General features: G+C 46.3%; 9 protein-coding genes, 4 tRNA genes and 7 rRNA genes. 2 read left to right on the top strand and 18 right to left on the bottom strand.

Features of this window, described 5'->3' with window-relative positions:
• Positions 1–116: 116 nt before the first annotated feature.
• The 18 genes from OCU90_RS01575 to dusA form a co-directional block, all read right to left on the bottom strand.
• Positions 117–192, bottom strand: a tRNA-Ala gene (locus OCU90_RS01575).
• 21 nt (positions 193–213) lie between these two features.
• A tRNA-Ile gene (locus tag OCU90_RS01570) sits at positions 214–290 on the bottom strand.
• A gap of 67 nt (positions 291–357) precedes the next feature.
• Positions 358–1912: ribosomal RNA gene (locus tag OCU90_RS01565) — 16S ribosomal RNA — on the bottom strand.
• A 409-nt stretch (positions 1913–2321) separates the two neighbouring features.
• Positions 2322–2437: ribosomal RNA gene (gene rrf / locus OCU90_RS01560) — 5S ribosomal RNA — on the bottom strand.
• Positions 2438–2535: 98 nt separating this feature from the next.
• Positions 2536–5429 (bottom strand): 23S ribosomal RNA (locus OCU90_RS01555).
• 335 nt (positions 5430–5764) lie between these two features.
• Positions 5765–5840 (bottom strand) — tRNA-Ala (locus tag OCU90_RS01550).
• A gap of 21 nt (positions 5841–5861) precedes the next feature.
• A tRNA-Ile gene (locus OCU90_RS01545) sits at positions 5862–5938 on the bottom strand.
• Positions 5939–6005: 67 nt separating this feature from the next.
• A 16S ribosomal RNA gene (locus OCU90_RS01540) occupies positions 6006–7560 on the bottom strand.
• Positions 7561–7985: 425 nt separating this feature from the next.
• Positions 7986–8101: ribosomal RNA gene (gene rrf, locus OCU90_RS01535) — 5S ribosomal RNA — on the bottom strand.
• A gap of 119 nt (positions 8102–8220) precedes the next feature.
• Positions 8221–11114, bottom strand: a 23S ribosomal RNA gene (locus OCU90_RS01530).
• Positions 11115–11557: 443 nt separating this feature from the next.
• Positions 11558–13112: ribosomal RNA gene (locus tag OCU90_RS01525) — 16S ribosomal RNA — on the bottom strand.
• The 16S, 23S and 5S rRNA genes sit together here with 4 tRNA genes alongside, the layout of an rRNA operon.
• 676 nt (positions 13113–13788) lie before the next feature.
• Entirely contained in the window at positions 13789–14565 is a 777-nt protein-coding gene (locus OCU90_RS01520; protein WP_017080080.1) for a phosphoadenylyl-sulfate reductase, read from the bottom strand.
• Positions 14558–16285, bottom strand: coding sequence for an assimilatory sulfite reductase (NADPH) hemoprotein subunit (gene cysI / locus OCU90_RS01515; protein WP_061026048.1), 1728 nt, complete (start codon positions 16283–16285; stop codon positions 14558–14560). Before cysI ends, OCU90_RS01520 begins: the two co-directional genes overlap by 8 nt.
• Positions 16285–18150, bottom strand: coding sequence for an assimilatory sulfite reductase (NADPH) flavoprotein subunit (locus OCU90_RS01510; RefSeq protein WP_099426178.1), 1866 nt, complete (start codon positions 18148–18150; stop codon positions 16285–16287). The genes cysI and OCU90_RS01510 overlap by 1 nt, the downstream gene beginning before the upstream one ends.
• 123 nt (positions 18151–18273) lie before the next feature.
• Entirely contained in the window at positions 18274–18504 is a 231-nt protein-coding gene (locus tag OCU90_RS01505; protein ID WP_004735813.1) for a hypothetical protein, read from the bottom strand.
• A gap of 191 nt (positions 18505–18695) precedes the next feature.
• Positions 18696–19382, bottom strand: coding sequence for a TIGR04219 family outer membrane beta-barrel protein (locus tag OCU90_RS01500; RefSeq protein WP_017080082.1), 687 nt, complete (start codon positions 19380–19382; stop codon positions 18696–18698).
• A 114-nt stretch (positions 19383–19496) separates the two neighbouring features.
• Complete coding sequence (gene pspG, locus OCU90_RS01495) at positions 19497–19718, bottom strand: envelope stress response protein PspG (RefSeq protein WP_010434219.1); 222 nt, start codon at positions 19716–19718, stop codon at positions 19497–19499.
• Between the two features lie 291 nt (positions 19719–20009).
• The gene (gene dusA, locus OCU90_RS01490; protein WP_061026051.1) at positions 20010–21011 is read right to left on the bottom strand and encodes a tRNA dihydrouridine(20/20a) synthase DusA; all 1002 of its coding nucleotides are present in this window, start codon (positions 21009–21011) and stop codon (positions 20010–20012) included.
• 165 nt (positions 21012–21176) lie between these two features.
• Here dusA and OCU90_RS01485 point away from each other — a divergent pair, with 165 nt between their 5' ends.
• Both OCU90_RS01485 and OCU90_RS01480 read left to right on the top strand, forming a co-directional pair.
• The gene (locus OCU90_RS01485) at positions 21177–21485 is read left to right on the top strand and encodes a tyrosine-type recombinase/integrase (RefSeq protein WP_061026053.1); all 309 of its coding nucleotides are present in this window, start codon (positions 21177–21179) and stop codon (positions 21483–21485) included.
• Positions 21486–21586: 101 nt separating this feature from the next.
• Complete coding sequence (locus OCU90_RS01480; protein ID WP_061026056.1) at positions 21587–22594, top strand: DUF2806 domain-containing protein; 1008 nt, start codon at positions 21587–21589, stop codon at positions 22592–22594.
• Positions 22595–22610: the final 16 nt, after the last annotated feature.

Below are 22610 nucleotides of genomic sequence, written 5' to 3'. Positions count from 1 at the left end.
TTAAATTTGATTGAATTACTCGTAAGTAAATCAATCAGTCAGCTTTCCAAATTGTTAAAGAGCTAGATTTCTTTCGAAACCATTTTTAAATATTTTCAGATAAAAACACTTAAAGATGGTGGAGCTATGCGGGATCGAACCGCAGACCTCCTGCGTGCAAGGCAGGCGCTCTCCCAGCTGAGCTATAGCCCCATCTTTGTATCCAGTCGATATTGGTGGGTCTGAGTGGACTCGAACCACCGACCTCCCGCTTATCAGGCGAGCGCTCTAACCAGCTGAGCTACAGACCCAATATCGTCTCTTTTACTTTCTAAACCTAATCAATCTGTGTGGACACTCATCGTAAGTATCTTCGTATAAGGAGGTGATCCAGCCCCAGGTTCCCCTAGGGCTACCTTGTTACGACTTCACCCCAGTCATGAACCACAAAGTGGTGAGCGTCCTCCCCGAAAGGTTAAACTACCCACTTCTTTTGCAGCCCACTCCCATGGTGTGACGGGCGGTGTGTACAAGGCCCGGGAACGTATTCACCGTGACATTCTGATTCACGATTACTAGCGATTCCGACTTCATGGAGTCGAGTTGCAGACTCCAATCCGGACTACGACGCACTTTTTGGGATTCGCTCACTATCGCTAGCTTGCTGCCCTCTGTATGCGCCATTGTAGCACGTGTGTAGCCCTACTCGTAAGGGCCATGATGACTTGACGTCGTCCCCACCTTCCTCCGGTTTATCACCGGCAGTCTCCCTGGAGTTCCCGACATTACTCGCTGGCAAACAAGGATAAGGGTTGCGCTCGTTGCGGGACTTAACCCAACATTTCACAACACGAGCTGACGACAGCCATGCAGCACCTGTCTCAGAGTTCCCGAAGGCACACCTGCGTCTCCGCTGGCTTCTCTGGATGTCAAGAGTAGGTAAGGTTCTTCGCGTTGCATCGAATTAAACCACATGCTCCACCGCTTGTGCGGGCCCCCGTCAATTCATTTGAGTTTTAATCTTGCGACCGTACTCCCCAGGCGGTCTACTTAACGCGTTAGCTCCGAAAGCCACGGCTCAAGGCCACAACCTCCAAGTAGACATCGTTTACGGCGTGGACTACCAGGGTATCTAATCCTGTTTGCTCCCCACGCTTTCGCATCTGAGTGTCAGTGTCTGTCCAGGGGGCCGCCTTCGCCACTGGTATTCCTTCAGATCTCTACGCATTTCACCGCTACACCTGAAATTCTACCCCCCTCTACAGCACTCTAGTTCACCAGTTTCAAATGCAGTTCCGAGGTTGAGCCCCGGGCTTTCACATCTGACTTAATGAACCACCTGCATGCGCTTTACGCCCAGTAATTCCGATTAACGCTCGCACCCTCCGTATTACCGCGGCTGCTGGCACGGAGTTAGCCGGTGCTTCTTCTGTTGCTAACGTCAAGAGATAACGCTATTAACGTTACCCCCTTCCTCACAACTGAAAGTACTTTACAACCCGAAGGCCTTCTTCATACACGCGGCATGGCTGCATCAGGCTTTCGCCCATTGTGCAATATTCCCCACTGCTGCCTCCCGTAGGAGTCTGGACCGTGTCTCAGTTCCAGTGTGGCTGATCATCCTCTCAGACCAGCTAGGGATCGTCGCCTTGGTGAGCCATTACCTCACCAACTAGCTAATCCCACCTAGGCATATCTTGACGCGAGAGGTCCGAAGATCCCCCTCTTTGGCCCGTAGGCATTATGCGGTATTAGCCATCGTTTCCAATGGTTATCCCCCACATCAAGGCAATTTCCTAGGCATTACTCACCCGTCCGCCGCTCGACGCCCATTAACGCACCCGAAGGATTGTTAGTGTCGTTTCCGCTCGACTTGCATGTGTTAGGCCTGCCGCCAGCGTTCAATCTGAGCCATGATCAAACTCTTCAATTTAAGATTTTGTGACTCAACGAATACTGACTTCAAAACTATTCTTTATAAATAAAGAGTGTAATTTTAAAGCTATTACCATTCCAACAGAATGGTAATGAATTGACTGTGCCAAAATTAAGTAAACTTAATTTTGTATTGGTCACTCAGTTCATTGAAATCAAGTTTGTTACCGAAGTAACTGCTATTACCTAAGTAATAACGTTTTGATATTCATCAACGAGTGCCCACACAGATTGATAGGTTTAAATTGTTAAAGAGCGTGTTCTCTAAAAAGAGAACGCTTTCAGTGCCTTAGCACTTAAGCAGGACGCGTATAATACGCTTTCCACTTTGAAAGTCAACATAAAACTCTAAGAAACTTAGAACTCTATGGTGACTTGTCTATTAAATAGACAAAGTCGAAATTAAAGCCTGGCGATGTCCTACTCTCACATGGGGAAACCCCACACTACCATCGGCGCTATTGTGTTTCACTTCTGAGTTCGGCATGGAATCAGGTGGGTCCACAATGCTATGGTCGCCAAGCAAATTTTAAAATTCGGAAAGCTTATCTAAAAGTTATTTCTCTTCAAACGCATTCAAGGTCTGGTACATCTGAGTCCACAAAACCCCTTGGGTGTTGTATGGTTAAGCCTCACGGGCAATTAGTACAGGTTAGCTCAATGCCTCGCAGCACTTACACACCCTGCCTATCAACGTCGTAGTCTACGACAACCCTTTAGGACACTTATAGTGCCAGGGAAAACTCATCTCAAGGCTCGCTTCCCGCTTAGATGCTTTCAGCGGTTATCGATTCCGAACTTAGCTACCGGGCAATGCCATTGGCATGACAACCCGAACACCAGAGGTTCGTCCACTCCGGTCCTCTCGTACTAGGAGCAGCCCCTTTCAATTTTCCAACGCCCACGGCAGATAGGGACCGAACTGTCTCACGACGTTCTAAACCCAGCTCGCGTACCACTTTAAATGGCGAACAGCCATACCCTTGGGACCGACTTCAGCCCCAGGATGTGATGAGCCGACATCGAGGTGCCAAACACCGCCGTCGATATGAACTCTTGGGCGGTATCAGCCTGTTATCCCCGGAGTACCTTTTATCCGTTGAGCGATGGCCCTTCCATTCAGAACCACCGGATCACTATGACCTGCTTTCGCACCTGCTCGAATTGTCATTCTCGCAGTCAAGCGGGCTTATGCCATTGCACTAACCACACGATGTCCAACCGTGTTTAGCCCACCTTCGTGCTCCTCCGTTACTCTTTGGGAGGAGACCGCCCCAGTCAAACTACCCACCAGGCACTGTCCGTAATCCCGATTCAGGGACCAACGTTAGAACATCAAAACTACAAGGGTGGTATTTCAAGGACGACTCCATCACATCTAGCGACGCAATTTCATAGTCTCCCACCTATCCTACACATGTAGGTTCAATGTTCAGTGCCAAGCTGTAGTAAAGGTTCACGGGGTCTTTCCGTCTAGCCGCGGGTACACTGCATCTTCACAGCGATTTCAATTTCACTGAGTCTCGGGTGGAGACAGCGTGGCCATCATTACGCCATTCGTGCAGGTCGGAACTTACCCGACAAGGAATTTCGCTACCTTAGGACCGTTATAGTTACGGCCGCCGTTTACCGGGGCTTCGATCAAGAGCTTCGACCGAAGTCTAACCCCATCAATTAACCTTCCGGCACCGGGCAGGCGTCACACCGTATACGTCATCTTACGATTTTGCACAGTGCTGTGTTTTTAATAAACAGTTGCAGCCACCTGGTATCTGCGACTCTCGTCTGCTCCATCCGCAAGGGACTTCACTGATAAGAGCGTACCTTCTCCCGAAGTTACGGTACCATTTTGCCTAGTTCCTTCACCCGAGTTCTCTCAAGCGCCTTGGTATTCTCTACCCGACCACCTGTGTCGGTTTGGGGTACGATTCCTTACAATCTGAAGCTTAGAGGCTTTTCCTGGAAGCATGGCATCAATGACTTCACTACCGTAGTAGCTCGACATCGTATCTCAGCGTTAATGAAAGTCCGGATTTACCTAAACTTTCCGCCTACATACTTGAACCTGGACAACCGTCGCCAGGCCCACCTAGCCTTCTCCGTCCCCCCATCGCAATTGTAAGAAGTACGGGAATATTAACCCGTTTCCCATCGACTACGCCTTTCGGCCTCGCCTTAGGAGTCGACTTACCCTGCCCCGATTAACGTTGGACAGGAACCCTTGGTCTTCCGGCGAGGGAGTTTTTCACTCCCTTTATCGTTACTCATGTCAGCATTCGCACTTCTGATACCTCCAGCAGCCCTTACAGACCACCTTCAACGGCTTACAGAACGCTCCCCTACCCCACATACCCTAAGGTACGTAGCCGCAGCTTCGGTGTATAGCTTAGCCCCGTTACATCTTCCGCGCAGGCCGACTCGACCAGTGAGCTATTACGCTTTCTTTAAATGATGGCTGCTTCTAAGCCAACATCCTGGCTGTCTGAGCCTTCCCACATCGTTTCCCACTTAGCTATACTTTGGGACCTTAGCTGGCGGTCTGGGTTGTTTCCCTCTCCACGACGGACGTTAGCACCCGCCGTGTGTCTCCCGGATAGTACTTACTGGTATTCGGAGTTTGCAAAGGGTTGGTAAGTCGGGATGACCCCCTAGCCTTAACAGTGCTCTACCCCCAGTAGTATTCGTCCGAGGCGCTACCTAAATAGCTTTCGGGGAGAACCAGCTATCTCCAGGTTTGATTGGCCTTTCACCCCTAGCCACAAGTCATCCGCTAATTTTTCAACATTAGTCGGTTCGGTCCTCCAGTTGATGTTACTCAACCTTCAACCTGCCCATGGCTAGATCACCTGGTTTCGGGTCTAATCCTAGCAACTGTACGCCCAGTTAAGACTCGGTTTCCCTACGGCTCCCCTAAACGGTTAACCTTGCTACTAAAATTAAGTCGCTGACCCATTATACAAAAGGTACGCAGTCACACCACGAAGGTGCTCCTACTGCTTGTACGTACACGGTTTCAGGTTCTATTTCACTCCCCTCACAGGGGTTCTTTTCGCCTTTCCCTCACGGTACTGGTTCACTATCGGTCAGTCAGTAGTATTTAGCCTTGGAGGATGGTCCCCCCATATTCAGACAGGATATCACGTGTCCCGCCCTACTCGTTTTCACTGATTATGATGTGTCGGTTACGGGGCTATCACCCTTTATTGCGAGACTTTCCAGACTCTTCACCTGCATCATTAAAAGCTTAAGGGCTAATCCAATTTCGCTCGCCGCTACTTTCGGAATCTCGGTTGATTTCTCTTCCTCGGGGTACTTAGATGTTTCAGTTCCCCCGGTTTGCCTCCTGTTGCTATGTATTCACAACAGGATACTTGCTTATGCAAGTGGGTTTCCCCATTCAGGAATCCCAGACTCAAAAGGTTATTACTACCTAATCTGGGCTTATCGCAAGTTATTACGCCTTTCATCGCCTCTGACTGCCAAGGCATCCACCGTGTACGCTTAGTCACTTAACCATACAACCCGAAAGGGTCTCTGTTTTACTTTCACTTTTGAAAAGTGAAAACAAACTAGTATGGCAACTAACCAAGGTTTTTGGTTGTCATCAAGAAGGGTTAATTCCTGATAACTGTTTGCCGGACTCAATTGTGAATCAAACTAAAGTTTGATTCGAATACAAGACACTTGAATGTGTTTGTTGTGTTTATCTAATGAAAGATAAACATTGAGAACTTTTAAATTTGATTGAATTACTCGTAAGTAAATCAATCAGTCAGCTTTCCAAATTGTTAAAGAGCTAGATTTCTTTCGAAACCATTTTTAAATATTTTCAGATAAAAACACTTAAAGATGGTGGAGCTATGCGGGATCGAACCGCAGACCTCCTGCGTGCAAGGCAGGCGCTCTCCCAGCTGAGCTATAGCCCCATCTTTGTATCCAGTCGATATTGGTGGGTCTGAGTGGACTCGAACCACCGACCTCCCGCTTATCAGGCGAGCGCTCTAACCAGCTGAGCTACAGACCCAATATCGTCTCTTTTACTTTCTAAACCTAATCAATCTGTGTGGACACTCATCGTAAGTATCTTCGTATAAGGAGGTGATCCAGCCCCAGGTTCCCCTAGGGCTACCTTGTTACGACTTCACCCCAGTCATGAACCACAAAGTGGTGAGCGTCCTCCCCGAAAGGTTAAACTACCCACTTCTTTTGCAGCCCACTCCCATGGTGTGACGGGCGGTGTGTACAAGGCCCGGGAACGTATTCACCGTGACATTCTGATTCACGATTACTAGCGATTCCGACTTCATGGAGTCGAGTTGCAGACTCCAATCCGGACTACGACGCACTTTTTGGGATTCGCTCACTATCGCTAGCTTGCTGCCCTCTGTATGCGCCATTGTAGCACGTGTGTAGCCCTACTCGTAAGGGCCATGATGACTTGACGTCGTCCCCACCTTCCTCCGGTTTATCACCGGCAGTCTCCCTGGAGTTCCCGACATTACTCGCTGGCAAACAAGGATAAGGGTTGCGCTCGTTGCGGGACTTAACCCAACATTTCACAACACGAGCTGACGACAGCCATGCAGCACCTGTCTCAGAGTTCCCGAAGGCACACCTGCGTCTCCGCTGGCTTCTCTGGATGTCAAGAGTAGGTAAGGTTCTTCGCGTTGCATCGAATTAAACCACATGCTCCACCGCTTGTGCGGGCCCCCGTCAATTCATTTGAGTTTTAATCTTGCGACCGTACTCCCCAGGCGGTCTACTTAACGCGTTAGCTCCGAAAGCCACGGCTCAAGGCCACAACCTCCAAGTAGACATCGTTTACGGCGTGGACTACCAGGGTATCTAATCCTGTTTGCTCCCCACGCTTTCGCATCTGAGTGTCAGTGTCTGTCCAGGGGGCCGCCTTCGCCACTGGTATTCCTTCAGATCTCTACGCATTTCACCGCTACACCTGAAATTCTACCCCCCTCTACAGCACTCTAGTTCACCAGTTTCAAATGCAGTTCCGAGGTTGAGCCCCGGGCTTTCACATCTGACTTAATGAACCACCTGCATGCGCTTTACGCCCAGTAATTCCGATTAACGCTCGCACCCTCCGTATTACCGCGGCTGCTGGCACGGAGTTAGCCGGTGCTTCTTCTGTTGCTAACGTCAAGAGATAACGCTATTAACGTTACCCCCTTCCTCACAACTGAAAGTACTTTACAACCCGAAGGCCTTCTTCATACACGCGGCATGGCTGCATCAGGCTTTCGCCCATTGTGCAATATTCCCCACTGCTGCCTCCCGTAGGAGTCTGGACCGTGTCTCAGTTCCAGTGTGGCTGATCATCCTCTCAGACCAGCTAGGGATCGTCGCCTTGGTGAGCCATTACCTCACCAACTAGCTAATCCCACCTAGGCATATCTTGACGCGAGAGGTCCGAAGATCCCCCTCTTTGGCCCGTAGGCATTATGCGGTATTAGCCATCGTTTCCAATGGTTATCCCCCACATCAAGGCAATTTCCTAGGCATTACTCACCCGTCCGCCGCTCGACGCCCATTAACGCACCCGAAGGATTGTTAGTGTCGTTTCCGCTCGACTTGCATGTGTTAGGCCTGCCGCCAGCGTTCAATCTGAGCCATGATCAAACTCTTCAATTTAAGATTTTGTGACTCAACGAATACTGACTTCAAAACTAATATTCATTCGAAAATGAACATGTAATTCTAAAGCTATTACCATTCCAACAGAATGATAATGAATTGACTGTGCCAAAATTAAGTAAACTTAATTTTGTATTGGTCACTCAGTTCATTGAAATCAAGTTTGTTACCGAAGTAACTGTTATTACGCTCTTTCGAAAAAGAACCAATAACGTTTTGATATTCATCAACGAGTGCCCACACAGATTGATAGGTTTAAATTGTTAAAGAGCGTGTTCTCTAAAAAGAGAACGCTTTCAGTGCCTTAGCACTTAAGCAGGACGCGTACAATACGCTTTCCACTTTGAAAGTCAACATAAAACTCTAAGAAACTTAGAACTCTATGGTGACTTGTCTATTAAATAGACAAAGTCGAAATTAAAGCCTGGCGATGTCCTACTCTCACATGGGGAAACCCCACACTACCATCGGCGCTATTGTGTTTCACTTCTGAGTTCGGCATGGAATCAGGTGGGTCCACAATGCTATGGTCGCCAAGCAAATTTTAAAATTCGGAAAGCTGCTTCTCTATTTAATAGAGCTATAAAAGTATTTCTCTTCAAACTCATTCAAGCGTTTGGTATTTCTATTGATTCCACAAAACCCCTTGGGTGTTGTATGGTTAAGCCTCACGGGCAATTAGTACAGGTTAGCTCAATGCCTCGCAGCACTTACACACCCTGCCTATCAACGTCGTAGTCTACGACAACCCTTTAGGACACTTATAGTGCCAGGGAAAACTCATCTCAAGGCTCGCTTCCCGCTTAGATGCTTTCAGCGGTTATCGATTCCGAACTTAGCTACCGGGCAATGCCATTGGCATGACAACCCGAACACCAGAGGTTCGTCCACTCCGGTCCTCTCGTACTAGGAGCAGCCCCTTTCAATTTTCCAACGCCCACGGCAGATAGGGACCGAACTGTCTCACGACGTTCTAAACCCAGCTCGCGTACCACTTTAAATGGCGAACAGCCATACCCTTGGGACCGACTTCAGCCCCAGGATGTGATGAGCCGACATCGAGGTGCCAAACACCGCCGTCGATATGAACTCTTGGGCGGTATCAGCCTGTTATCCCCGGAGTACCTTTTATCCGTTGAGCGATGGCCCTTCCATTCAGAACCACCGGATCACTATGACCTGCTTTCGCACCTGCTCGAATTGTCATTCTCGCAGTCAAGCGGGCTTATGCCATTGCACTAACCACACGATGTCCAACCGTGTTTAGCCCACCTTCGTGCTCCTCCGTTACTCTTTGGGAGGAGACCGCCCCAGTCAAACTACCCACCAGGCACTGTCCGTAATCCCGATTCAGGGACCAACGTTAGAACATCAAAACTACAAGGGTGGTATTTCAAGGACGACTCCATCACATCTAGCGACGCAATTTCATAGTCTCCCACCTATCCTACACATGTAGGTTCAATGTTCAGTGCCAAGCTGTAGTAAAGGTTCACGGGGTCTTTCCGTCTAGCCGCGGGTACACTGCATCTTCACAGCGATTTCAATTTCACTGAGTCTCGGGTGGAGACAGCGTGGCCATCATTACGCCATTCGTGCAGGTCGGAACTTACCCGACAAGGAATTTCGCTACCTTAGGACCGTTATAGTTACGGCCGCCGTTTACCGGGGCTTCGATCAAGAGCTTCGACCGAAGTCTAACCCCATCAATTAACCTTCCGGCACCGGGCAGGCGTCACACCGTATACGTCATCTTACGATTTTGCACAGTGCTGTGTTTTTAATAAACAGTTGCAGCCACCTGGTATCTGCGACTCTCGTCTGCTCCATCCGCAAGGGACTTCACTGATAAGAGCGTACCTTCTCCCGAAGTTACGGTACCATTTTGCCTAGTTCCTTCACCCGAGTTCTCTCAAGCGCCTTGGTATTCTCTACCCGACCACCTGTGTCGGTTTGGGGTACGATTCCTTACAATCTGAAGCTTAGAGGCTTTTCCTGGAAGCATGGCATCAATGACTTCACTACCGTAGTAGCTCGACATCGTATCTCAGCGTTAATGAAAGTCCGGATTTACCTAAACTTTCCGCCTACATACTTGAACCTGGACAACCGTCGCCAGGCCCACCTAGCCTTCTCCGTCCCCCCATCGCAATTGTAAGAAGTACGGGAATATTAACCCGTTTCCCATCGACTACGCCTTTCGGCCTCGCCTTAGGAGTCGACTTACCCTGCCCCGATTAACGTTGGACAGGAACCCTTGGTCTTCCGGCGAGGGAGTTTTTCACTCCCTTTATCGTTACTCATGTCAGCATTCGCACTTCTGATACCTCCAGCAGCCCTTACAGACCACCTTCAACGGCTTACAGAACGCTCCCCTACCCCACATACCCTAAGGTACGTAGCCGCAGCTTCGGTGTATAGCTTAGCCCCGTTACATCTTCCGCGCAGGCCGACTCGACCAGTGAGCTATTACGCTTTCTTTAAATGATGGCTGCTTCTAAGCCAACATCCTGGCTGTCTGAGCCTTCCCACATCGTTTCCCACTTAGCTATACTTTGGGACCTTAGCTGGCGGTCTGGGTTGTTTCCCTCTCCACGACGGACGTTAGCACCCGCCGTGTGTCTCCCGGATAGTACTTACTGGTATTCGGAGTTTGCAAAGGGTTGGTAAGTCGGGATGACCCCCTAGCCTTAACAGTGCTCTACCCCCAGTAGTATTCGTCCGAGGCGCTACCTAAATAGCTTTCGGGGAGAACCAGCTATCTCCAGGTTTGATTGGCCTTTCACCCCTAGCCACAAGTCATCCGCTAATTTTTCAACATTAGTCGGTTCGGTCCTCCAGTTGATGTTACTCAACCTTCAACCTGCCCATGGCTAGATCACCTGGTTTCGGGTCTAATCCTAGCAACTGTACGCCCAGTTAAGACTCGGTTTCCCTACGGCTCCCCTAAACGGTTAACCTTGCTACTAAAATTAAGTCGCTGACCCATTATACAAAAGGTACGCAGTCACACCACGAAGGTGCTCCTACTGCTTGTACGTACACGGTTTCAGGTTCTATTTCACTCCCCTCACAGGGGTTCTTTTCGCCTTTCCCTCACGGTACTGGTTCACTATCGGTCAGTCAGTAGTATTTAGCCTTGGAGGATGGTCCCCCCATATTCAGACAGGATATCACGTGTCCCGCCCTACTCGTTTTCACTGATTATGATGTGTCGGTTACGGGGCTATCACCCTTTGTTGCGAGACTTTCCAGACTCTTCACCTGCATCATTAAAAGCTTAAGGGCTAATCCAATTTCGCTCGCCGCTACTTTCGGAATCTCGGTTGATTTCTCTTCCTCGGGGTACTTAGATGTTTCAGTTCCCCCGGTTTGCCTCCTGTTGCTATGTATTCACAACAGGATACTTGCTTATGCAAGTGGGTTTCCCCATTCAGGAATCCCAGACTCAAAAGGTTATTACTACCTAATCTGGGCTTATCGCAAGTTATTACGCCTTTCATCGCCTCTGACTGCCAAGGCATCCACCGTGTACGCTTAGTCACTTAACCATACAACCCGAAAGGGTCTCTATTTGCTTTCACTTTAAAAAGTGAAGACAAATAAGCGTATGGCAACTAACCAAGGTTTTTGGTTGTCATCAAGAAGGGTTAATTCCTGATAACTGTTTGCCGGACTCAATTTACTTTTTGTTTCCACTTTTAAAAAAAGTAGAATCAAAAAATGAACAATCATTTCTGATCATTCGAATACAAGACACTTGAATGTGTTTGTTGTGTTTATACCGTTCTTATTAACTAAGAGCAGATAAACATTGAGAACTTTTAAATTTGATTGAATTACTCGTAAGTAATCAATCAGTCAGCTTTCCAAATTGTTAAAGAGCATAAAGCAAAAAGCTTTAATCAATAACTTACGTTATTAATTAAAGCTCTGGCTTTAACTAAATCTAAACCATCAATCTGTGTGGACACTCATCGTAAGTATCTTCGTATAAGGAGGTGATCCAGCCCCAGGTTCCCCTAGGGCTACCTTGTTACGACTTCACCCCAGTCATGAACCACAAAGTGGTGAGCGTCCTCCCCGAAAGGTTAAACTACCCACTTCTTTTGCAGCCCACTCCCATGGTGTGACGGGCGGTGTGTACAAGGCCCGGGAACGTATTCACCGTGACATTCTGATTCACGATTACTAGCGATTCCGACTTCATGGAGTCGAGTTGCAGACTCCAATCCGGACTACGACGCACTTTTTGGGATTCGCTCACTATCGCTAGCTTGCTGCCCTCTGTATGCGCCATTGTAGCACGTGTGTAGCCCTACTCGTAAGGGCCATGATGACTTGACGTCGTCCCCACCTTCCTCCGGTTTATCACCGGCAGTCTCCCTGGAGTTCCCGACATTACTCGCTGGCAAACAAGGATAAGGGTTGCGCTCGTTGCGGGACTTAACCCAACATTTCACAACACGAGCTGACGACAGCCATGCAGCACCTGTCTCAGAGTTCCCGAAGGCACACCTGCGTCTCCGCTGGCTTCTCTGGATGTCAAGAGTAGGTAAGGTTCTTCGCGTTGCATCGAATTAAACCACATGCTCCACCGCTTGTGCGGGCCCCCGTCAATTCATTTGAGTTTTAATCTTGCGACCGTACTCCCCAGGCGGTCTACTTAACGCGTTAGCTCCGAAAGCCACGGCTCAAGGCCACAACCTCCAAGTAGACATCGTTTACGGCGTGGACTACCAGGGTATCTAATCCTGTTTGCTCCCCACGCTTTCGCATCTGAGTGTCAGTGTCTGTCCAGGGGGCCGCCTTCGCCACTGGTATTCCTTCAGATCTCTACGCATTTCACCGCTACACCTGAAATTCTACCCCCCTCTACAGCACTCTAGTTCACCAGTTTCAAATGCAGTTCCGAGGTTGAGCCCCGGGCTTTCACATCTGACTTAATGAACCACCTGCATGCGCTTTACGCCCAGTAATTCCGATTAACGCTCGCACCCTCCGTATTACCGCGGCTGCTGGCACGGAGTTAGCCGGTGCTTCTTCTGTTGCTAACGTCAAGAGATAACGCTATTAACGTTACCCCCTTCCTCACAACTGAAAGTACTTTACAACCCGAAGGCCTTCTTCATACACGCGGCATGGCTGCATCAGGCTTTCGCCCATTGTGCAATATTCCCCACTGCTGCCTCCCGTAGGAGTCTGGACCGTGTCTCAGTTCCAGTGTGGCTGATCATCCTCTCAGACCAGCTAGGGATCGTCGCCTTGGTGAGCCATTACCTCACCAACTAGCTAATCCCACCTAGGCATATCTTGACGCGAGAGGTCCGAAGATCCCCCTCTTTGGCCCGTAGGCATTATGCGGTATTAGCCATCGTTTCCAATGGTTATCCCCCACATCAAGGCAATTTCCTAGGCATTACTCACCCGTCCGCCGCTCGACGCCCAACAAATCCTCCGAAGATTCAATGTTGTCGTTTCCGCTCGACTTGCATGTGTTAGGCCTGCCGCCAGCGTTCAATCTGAGCCATGATCAAACTCTTCAATTTAAGATTTTGTCGGCTCAATGAATACTGACTTCAAAACTACAAAAAGTAATTTTAAAGCTATTATCTTTCCAACAGAAAGATAATGAATTGACTGTGCCAAATACTTTCTTTCTACAAGAGAAAGTAGTTATTCGTATTGGTCACTCAGTTCATTGAAACCAAAGTTGATTCCGAGGAATCTGTTTTACTTCTCTTAATTAAAAGGGAAGATAAAACGTTTTGATATTCATCAACGAGTGCCCACACAGATTGATAGGTTTAAATTGTTAAAGAGCTTCTCTTCGTTGTGACTTGCATCACTTCGGAAGAGGCGGCCATTCTAGCGTTTTAATTCTCAGTGTCAAACACTTTTGAAAATTAATTTCTACTTTTAAAAAGTAGAAGCGAATAATCGCTTAAAGCTAGTTGCCTTACTAACATTCTTCGCTGAAGCCTTGTGGCGTCTACCGTGTCAGTGAGGCGGCATTATAGAGATGTTCCTCACATTGGCAAGTGTTTATTAAAGAAAAATGTAAAAATAACGGTTAGATGATGAATAAACACTCAAAGCCTTATTTGTGCAAGTTTAACTACAAAGTACCTACAGAATAACCACAGACTTATCCACAATTGCTCTAATTTTCACCCTAGAAAACAAAAAAGCTGCCTTATGGCAGCTTTTTAAATGGCAATGAGTCTAAATCCCAGAGCCATATTGCTCTCCATCGTCTTCATGGAGACCACATTCTCGTTTTAGACCATTAAAACGGGTTTCTTCTTCAGTCATACCCGGTTCCCATTTCTTAGTAGTATGAGTATCTCCAACAGAAAGGTACCCCTGCTCGCGAAGTGGGTGGTAACTGAGACCATGCTCCTCTAAGTAATAATGAACATCTTTATTTGTCCAATCAATTACTGGCAAGAACTTAAACACACCATTTTGGATAGATAAGATAGGTAAGTTTGCACGCGATTGAGATTGCTCTCTTCTCAACCCAGAAAACCAAGTGCCTGCCTCTAGTTCATCCAGCGCTCTTCTCATCGGTTCAACTTTATTAAGCTTGTTGTACTTCTCTATCCCTTCTATACCTTGATCCCAAAGTTTGCCATATTGCGCTTCTTGCCAATTAGGGCTCTGCTGAGAACGAAAGACTTGAAGGTTTAGAGTCAACTTCTGACTTAACTCATCGATAAATCGATACGTTTCCGGGAATAGATACCCAGTGTCCGTAAGAATAACTGGAATATCGGGTTTTGCTTGAGTCACTAAGTGCAGCATCAACGCCGCTTGGATTCCGAAACTAGAAGACACAACATGTGTCCCTTCTAAATGTTCTAGTGCCCACTTAACTCTTTCTAATGCGGTTAGCTGCTCTAACTCAGCATTGATTTGTCCAAGACGAAGTATTTGCTCCGTCTTAGTCAATGCGAGTAGCTCTGCTAACTTCAGTTTTGAAGCGACAGAATTATGCATGCAGATCCCTCTTTGAAATGATCACCTCTTCGATGATGCCAGCTCGGATTGTAAAATCACCGAACCCTTCATTGTCGTTACGTTCCGTAGCCCAACGTCCCACCAGCGAATCAATATCTTCTAAGATCTGAGCTGAAGTGATGTTCTCTTTATACATCTTCGGGATACGAGTTCCGGCTTTGTTGCCACCTAAGTGCATGTTGTAACGCCCCGGCGCCTTACCGACTAAACCCAACTCAGCCAACATTGCACGACCACAGCCGTTTGGACAACCCGTGATGCGAAGGATGATGTTATCTTCTTCTGGTAATCCATGTTTCTTCAGAATGTCTTCAACATCCGTTACAAACTCAGGAAGAAAACGCTCAGCTTCGGCCATTGCTAAAGGACATGTTGGGAATGCCACACACGCCATTGAGTTTTTACGCTGCTCGGAAACGGCATCATCCATCAGACCGTATTGACGTGCCAGCTTTTCAATTTTTGCCTTTTGGCTCTTAGGTACACCTGCAACAATGAGGTTTTGGTTCGCTGTCATGCGGAAGTCACCTTTGTGGATCTTCGCTATTTCAGCAACACCTGTTTTCAGCGCTTTCCCTGGGAAATCAAGCAAACGACCATTTTCGATGAATAACGCTAAGTGGTGTTTACCATCAATGCCTTCCGCCCAACCGATACGATCGCCACGGCCAGTAAACTCATAAGGACGGCTTTCAGAAAACTCAACGCCTGCACGTTTTTCTACTTCTGCTTTGAATACATCAATACCAACACGGTCTAGTGTGTATTTGGTTTTTGCGTTCTTACGGTTCGAACGGTTACCCCAATCACGCTGAGTCGTTACCACCGCAGCTGCTACATCTAACGTTTTATCTAATGGCACAAAACCAAAGTCGTCAGCTTTACGTGCATAAGTAGAAGTATCGCCGTGCGTCATTGCAAGACCACCGCCCACTAATACGTTAAAGCCCACCAGCTTTCCGTCTTTAGCAATCGCGATGAAGTTAAGATCGTTAGCATGAACATCTACGTCATTTTGCGGAGGAATTACAACCGTCGTCTTAAACTTACGTGGTAGGTAGTTGCTACCTAAGATAGGTTCTTCATCCGTTGTTGCTAGCTTTTCACCATCTAACCAGATTTCGGCATAAGCACGAGTCTTAGGTAATAGATGTTCACTGATCTTTTTCGCCCACTCGTAGGCTTCTTGGTGTAGCTCAGACTCAACCGGGTTTGTCGTACACAAAACATTTCGGTTTACGTCACCCGCCGTCGCAATGGAATCAATACCAATACTGTTTAGTGTTTGGTGCATTAACTTAATGTTCGGCTTCAACACACCGTGAAACTGGAAAGTTTGACGAGTTGTGAGACGGATAGAACCATAAGAGGTGCTTTCATCTGCGAATTTATCAATCGCGAGCCACTGCTTCGGAGTGATGATCCCGCCAGGCATACGCGCACGCAGCATTACATTATGTAAAGGTTCTAGCTTTTGCTTGGTACGTTCGTTACGAATATCACGGTCGTCTTGTTGATACATACCGTGGAAGCGGATCAACTGAAAGTTATCAGCAGTAAAACCACCCGTAATTCTATCTTGGAGATCTTGTTCAATCGTACCGCGAAGATTTTTACTTTCACGCTTCAGACGTTCGTTATCAGCCAAAGGTCCCAGTACTTGACCTAGCACTTCTTGCTCTATTACTTGCTTGCTCATTAGTACACATCCCTTTGGTAACGTTTCGCTTTACGTAAATCATTAATATATTGTTCAGCTTGCTCGCGGCTCTGATTGCCATGTTTTTCCGCAATTGTAACTAACGCTTCATGAACATCTTTCGCCATTCGAGTCGCATCGCCACATACATAGAGGTACGCGCCCTCTTGAAGCCATTGCCAAATCTGAGCTGCTTGTTCGATTAAGCGATCTTGAACATAAACCTTTTCTTTTTGGTCACGACTGAAGGCAACATCAAGCTTGGTTAGTGCACCAGACTTAAGGTACTTCTGCCATTCAACTTGATATAAGAAATCTTGAGTGAAAGTTCGGTCACCAAAGAACAGCCAGCTTTTACCTTCGGCATCATTGTTTTCACGCTCTTGAACAAAACTGCGGAACGGTGCGATACCAGTACCAGGGCCAACCATGATGATTGGTGTATTGTCGTCTTGTGGTAGTTTGAAGTTATTGTTGTTCTCAACAAACACCTTCACTTCACCACCTTCTTCAAGACGTTGAGCTAAGAAGCTAGAAGCTCCGCCTAAACGAGATTCATCGCCTTTTTGGTATTCAACCAAACCAACCGTCAAGTGAACTTCTTCATCCACTTCAGCTTGGCTTGATGCAATAGAGTAGAGACGCGGTGTCAGCTTACGTAGTAGACCAATCAATTCATCAGCCGATAGCTTAGTTTTCTTCTCAGCTAAAACATCGACAACTTGAGTATTACCCGCGTATTCACGAAGCTTGTCTTTATCTTCCACCAGCTTGATTAACTTCTTGCTGCCCGATAGTTCAGCAAACTTAGTCACAAGTTGAGGGTTTGAAGATGTAATCTCGAATTTACTGACGAGTGCGCTGTGGATAGATAAGTTGTCACCATCGACATCAACACTTTCGATACCAGATAACCCAACCTTAGAAAGGATCTGATTAGCGAGTTCTGAACTGTTTTCAAACCATACGCCTAGCGCATCACCCGGTTGGTAAGTAATACCCGACTCATCAAGATCAATCTCGATGTGACGAACATCTTTGCCCGAATCACGACCGGTGATCTTTTGGCTCGTCAATAGTGTCGCGGTGTATGGGTTTTGTTTGGTGTATTGCGAATGACCGGCAGCCGCTTGACCGACTGGTAATTGAACCACATCAGCTTCATTGCCTGTCGATAGCGTCTCTTTTACTTGCTCTAATGCTTTAGCGCGCCATTCCGTTGCTGATTCTTCGTAATCAACATCACAATCAAGACGGTCGACAAACGATTTAGCACCAAGCTTAGCGAGGAAATTATCGAAGTCTTTAGCTGTTTGGCAGAAGAACTCATAGCTTGAGTCACCTAAACCAATCACACCGTATTGTAGGTTTGATAATTTTGGCGCTTTCTTCGATTGTAGGAATTCATGCAACTCAATAGCGTTATCAGGGGCTTCGCCCTCACCATTGGTTGAAGCGACAAAAATGACGTGTGTCTCTTTGGCTAGGTTCTTACCTTTATAATCACTTGCATCGAAAAGCTCGACAGAAATACCCAAGGCTTTCGCTTCTGCCTCAAGCGATTCAGCGACGCCTTTAGCATTACCTGTTTGAGATGCGAAGATAATGCTGAGCTTACCCGCAGGTTTAGCCGCTACTGCAGCAGCCGCTTGAGCGATTGGCGCAGCTGCACCGACAGGCTGAGCTTGGCTCACTCCCCAAAGGTAACCACTGACCCATGCCAGTTGTTGTGAAGATAACTCAGAAACTGTGTGTTGAAGATGACCCAATTGTTGGTCATTAAGTGGTGCTGCTAGTCCAGGTAGCTCATTAGCCCCAGACTGTGCATTATTATTTTGTGAAGACTCTTTCTTATTTAAAGACATGGTCACGACATCCCTAATCATTGCGTGACGATAGATTAACCACTCCTTTTAATAACAAGAAAGAATAGAAAAGTATGTTTTATAACTTTTTGGAAGTAAAAACCGATTGAAACGCAAATTGACTTACTGGTTTTCAATACGCACTTGCTGAAAGCCAACCGCCATTGCCGACTTAGATGCTAGGTCTAAATCCGCGTAATGGCACTCTTCACCATGAACATCAGTAAGCAGAACAAAGCCACCTCCCATATGGCGAAACTCCACAACCCAAGACCCTTCTTGAATTGAGGGCTCTATGATCGCTTCAACTAACAGATTTTCTCTATATAAATTTCGTAATTCATTGAGTGTCATATTCCATCCCTTGCTTTGACCTCACAACATAGACCTTATAAGAATAGACGCTAATTAGCTCTCTGTATAAAGGATGGTCGAAAGTGATGAATGTGCTAACTAATTCCAGAAGGATATAACCAATAGATATAAAAAACGCCACTTAATAAAGTGGCGTTCTCAAAATTCGTTCTAAATTTGCTTTATATGGCCTAGAAGCGCACTTCAGCGCCAGCAAACCAGCCATCAACCATGACAAACTCTTTGCCAACCTCTGAAGAGAAGAACTCTTCCGAATCAAGGTCGATCACGCGGTAACCACCACGCAGTGCCACTTCAGTTTCTGCTACAGGAATTCGGTACTGAACACCCGCCATCAAATCCGTGCTCTTAATACCACTGCTATCACCGAACTCCATCGTACCGATGATATCGAAATTGGTCTCAGGAACGTTGATCTCTGCGTTACCGTAGAAGCTCCAAGTAAATTCATCGAAGCTCGTTTGAGTGCCATTTTGAGGCTCGATGTAATTCGAGTTTGAATACTGAGTAAACGTCACACCCGCATCGAAGTTCATCAGCTTGTGATCTAACAACGTGTAATAGAAGGTGTAGTCGTACTTATCGAAGGCCAATGAATCTGCATCAACAGAAGTATAGCGAAAGCTAGCGTTTGGTAGCATCGGGGCATTATGCTCAAATGCGAAATACAACGAAGGTGAGTTAGAGTCATCATCTTGTCTAACTTCGTTTAGCTTTGTACTTCCCCACCACATATCGGCACCGACTTTAGCCGTGTAAGAAAACTCTTCTTCAGCAGACACTGCCGAGCTTAAAGATAGCATTCCCACTAAAGCAATTAATGGCATTTTATTCATTTGAGATAGCTCCAATTCCATATCGTTGTGCTAATTGTATGCACATTCATAGATTATTGGGGAAAATTCTATCACACATCTTAAATTCTCAAACGATAAACCGCTGACGATCAAAGATTTGACGACACCATGACCTTAGTAACGTCTTTGGTTAGAACTGTGTACAAAGTTTTTGAAAAACCAGATACCCAATGCAATCACAATTAACCAAGGCAGCAACTTAAACACAACCCCCATCATACCCAAGACCAACATAACTGCTAACGCGATTCCGGTTGCAGCCAATACCGTCATAAACGTGATACCAGTGACAAGTAGAGTTGCGACGAAAATAAGAACAAAGATTAATTCAAACATAATGGTCTCCCTAATGAGTTAATGACCTATCTTTCCTACTTTCTAACATTGCAGCTTCCATACCAAGTTAGTAAAACCAATAAAACCCTTACTTATCAGGTAAATAAAAAGCCACACATCTAAATGCGTGGCTTTTAAAGAAACTATCAATGGCAAATTTAGCCTCTAGTGGCGAATTTAACCTTAGGTTTTTAAGCTTAGGTTTTTAAGCTTAAGTTTTTAAGCTTGGTTTTTTAACCTTAAGTTTCTAACCTTGGGCTTTTAAGCTCGAACTTTTAACCTCGAGGGAGATTATACGTTTAGCTCTTTAGGGATCTTAGCCAATGCTGTCTGCATCACTTCGATACCCGCACCTTTTTTATGTGCGTTTTCACTGATGTAACGACGCCATTGTCTTGCACCCGGCATGCTTTGGAACAAACCAAGCATATGACGAGAGATGTGTCCTAAGCTTGCACCATTTGAAAGCTCACGCTCAATGTACGGGTACATTTCTTCAACCACTTGTGAGCGCTTCTTAATTGGCGTGTCTAAACCAAAGATCTGCTGATCGACTTCAGCCAAGATAAACGGGCTATGGTAAGCCTCACGACCGATCATCACACCATCAAGGTGTTGCAAGTGCTCTTTAGTTTGCTCAAGAGTAGTCACGCCACCATTCACGGCAATCACAAGATCAGAGAAATCTTTCTTGATTTGGTATGCACGATCGTAATCTAGCGGTGGAATCTCTCGGTTCTCTTTAGGGCTAAGACCACTCAACCACGCTTTACGCGCGTGAATAGTAAATTGTTCACAGCCGCCTTTTTCAGAAACCGTCGAAACAAACTTAGTTAAGAACTCATAAGAATCTTGGTCGTCGATACCAATACGCGTTTTCACGGTAATTGGAATATCAGTGACTTCTTTCATCGCCGACACACAATCTGCCACCAGCTCAGGCTCAGCCATTAGGCAAGCACCAAAGCGACCATTCTGAACTCGGTCGGAAGGGCAACCAACATTAAGGTTGATTTCATCATAGCCACGCTCACCAGCAAGCTTGGCACACGCCGCCAAATCAACCGGGTTTAAACCACCGAGTTGAAGTGCAAGAGGATGTTCTTGCTCGTTATATTCTAGAAAGTCGCCCTTACCATGTAAGATCGCACCCGTTGTTATCATTTCCGTGTACAGAAGCGTCTGCTGAGAAAGCAAACGGTGAAAGTAACGACAGTGGCGGTCAGTCCAATCGAGCATTGGAGCGACGGATAAGCGGTTAGCCGCGTATTTACTGGTATTGTCAGGTTTCATAAAGCGTTACTCAAAATCTATACACTGCATATATATACAGAAACTCGCTAGTTCAGCCGCAAGCTCACCCACTCAGTACGCCTATAGTACGTATTGATAAAGTGAAACGAAGGCATCATTTAGCATTAAAAAAGAACACTTCAAAGCGGTGAATCACGCTTCACAGTGGACATTGTAGTCAAAAATAATTGGGCGATTATACACAGGGAATCGAAAACATTCAGGAACAAAGACGAACTTATTTTCCCGTACAACTCACGAAGTGTTAGCGCAGGATTTCAGAGAGTTAGGAACGAGTTAGGTATCGAAGATTTGAGGTACCACGACTTAAGAAGAGAAGGAGCTAGTCGGTTATTTGAAAAGGGCTACTCAATTGAAGAAGTGGCTCAAGTAACAGGACATAGAAACTTAAACATTTTGTGGCAGGTTTATACGCAATTGTTTCCGCATAAACTACATAGCAAACTCATCTAAACAACTGAATTTTTGAGCTAAATAGCATTTAGCATATTTTCACCATGCTACAGTGCCATCTCAAATTATTGATACAAAAGTAGCGAAGGTGGCTCTTTAATATGTTCGATTTCAATTTTAACGGTAAGTTCTGGGAAACTGTCTCGAAGGGCACAGGCGGAGCCGTAGCTCCATGGCGTATACGCAGGGAAGGAAAAGCAAACTCAGAGGCTAAACGAGATGAGATGCTTATGATTGCCCAGACTGAAAATGATATTGAAGATATAAAATCTGGCAAGAAAAAATATACTGACGATCATAAATTAGTGGCAATTACCCCAGAAGGCGGCGAACTATCAATAAACGGAGAAGATAATCGTATTGAGCCATACATAAACCTCGAATCTTTTGAACAAGAAGCAACAGTTCGCCAACAAGCTCAGATAGTTCAAGAACATATCAACTTAACTAAAACTGTTTTACTGGCTGAAGAAGCCTTAGAAAGCAGTACCGAAGACGTTAATGATGTTGAAGTTGATCAAGACTGGTTTACTCGCTGGCGCGACAACGCAGAAAAAGTCAGCAACGAAGATTTACAAAAACTATGGGCAAAAGCTCTCGCAGGTGAAGTTACAACTCCTGGTTCATACTCCCTAAGAACGTTAGATTTCCTCAAGAACCTGTCCCAACTTGAGGCAGAACAAATTGCAAGGCTCGCTCCCTATGTTATAGACGGGGCGGTACATAAGCTGCCGTATTTAGATAAGAAAGGGTTAATATTTTCATACTTATTAGAAATGGAAAATTTAGGGATTATTAGCGGAGTTAACTCAGGAGGTCTGCAACGAACCTTATCTTCGCTAACAGAGGATAAATACCATACGAACATTACGTATGGGGGCAAAATATTACTGCTTGAAAGTGAGACTATCAAAGAGACCAAATATAAAATTTACAAGCTAACTAAGCTAGGAAGTGAAATTCTGAAGCTAGGTACGTTCCCTTTAGATTATGAATATTTGGAATGTATCGGTCAGAATGTAAAACAAAGTCAACTTAAAGTGCTAATTGCAGATATAACTAATATCCATCAAGGAGGCATAAGTTACGCAAACCCCCGAGAACTTTAGCCATCAAACTTATATA

This window comes from Vibrio splendidus (assembly GCF_024347615.1).
In the GTDB taxonomy this organism is placed as follows: Bacteria; Pseudomonadota; Gammaproteobacteria; order Enterobacterales; family Vibrionaceae; genus Vibrio; species Vibrio splendidus.
Note: the sequence above shows the minus strand (reverse complement) of the source record. Positions and strands in the feature narration are given on the sequence as shown.

Coding starts and splice junctions, on each gene's coding strand:
- OCU90_RS01520 (WP_017080080.1), bottom strand. CDS start 14,565: ATGCATAATTCTGTCGCTTCAAAACTGAAGTTAGCAGAGCTACTCGCA.
- cysI (WP_061026048.1), bottom strand. CDS start 16,285: ATGAGCAAGCAAGTAATAGAGCAAGAAGTGCTAGGTCAAGTACTGGGA.
- OCU90_RS01510 (WP_099426178.1), bottom strand. CDS start 18,150: ATGTCTTTAAATAAGAAAGAGTCTTCACAAAATAATAATGCACAGTCT.
- OCU90_RS01505 (WP_004735813.1), bottom strand. CDS start 18,504: ATGACACTCAATGAATTACGAAATTTATATAGAGAAAATCTGTTAGTT.
- OCU90_RS01500 (WP_017080082.1), bottom strand. CDS start 19,382: ATGGAATTGGAGCTATCTCAAATGAATAAAATGCCATTAATTGCTTTA.
- pspG (WP_010434219.1), bottom strand. CDS start 19,718: ATGTTTGAATTAATCTTTGTTCTTATTTTCGTCGCAACTCTACTTGTC.
- dusA (WP_061026051.1), bottom strand. CDS start 21,011: ATGAAACCTGACAATACCAGTAAATACGCGGCTAACCGCTTATCCGTC.
- OCU90_RS01480 (WP_061026056.1), top strand. CDS start 21,587: ATGTTCGATTTCAATTTTAACGGTAAGTTCTGGGAAACTGTCTCGAAG.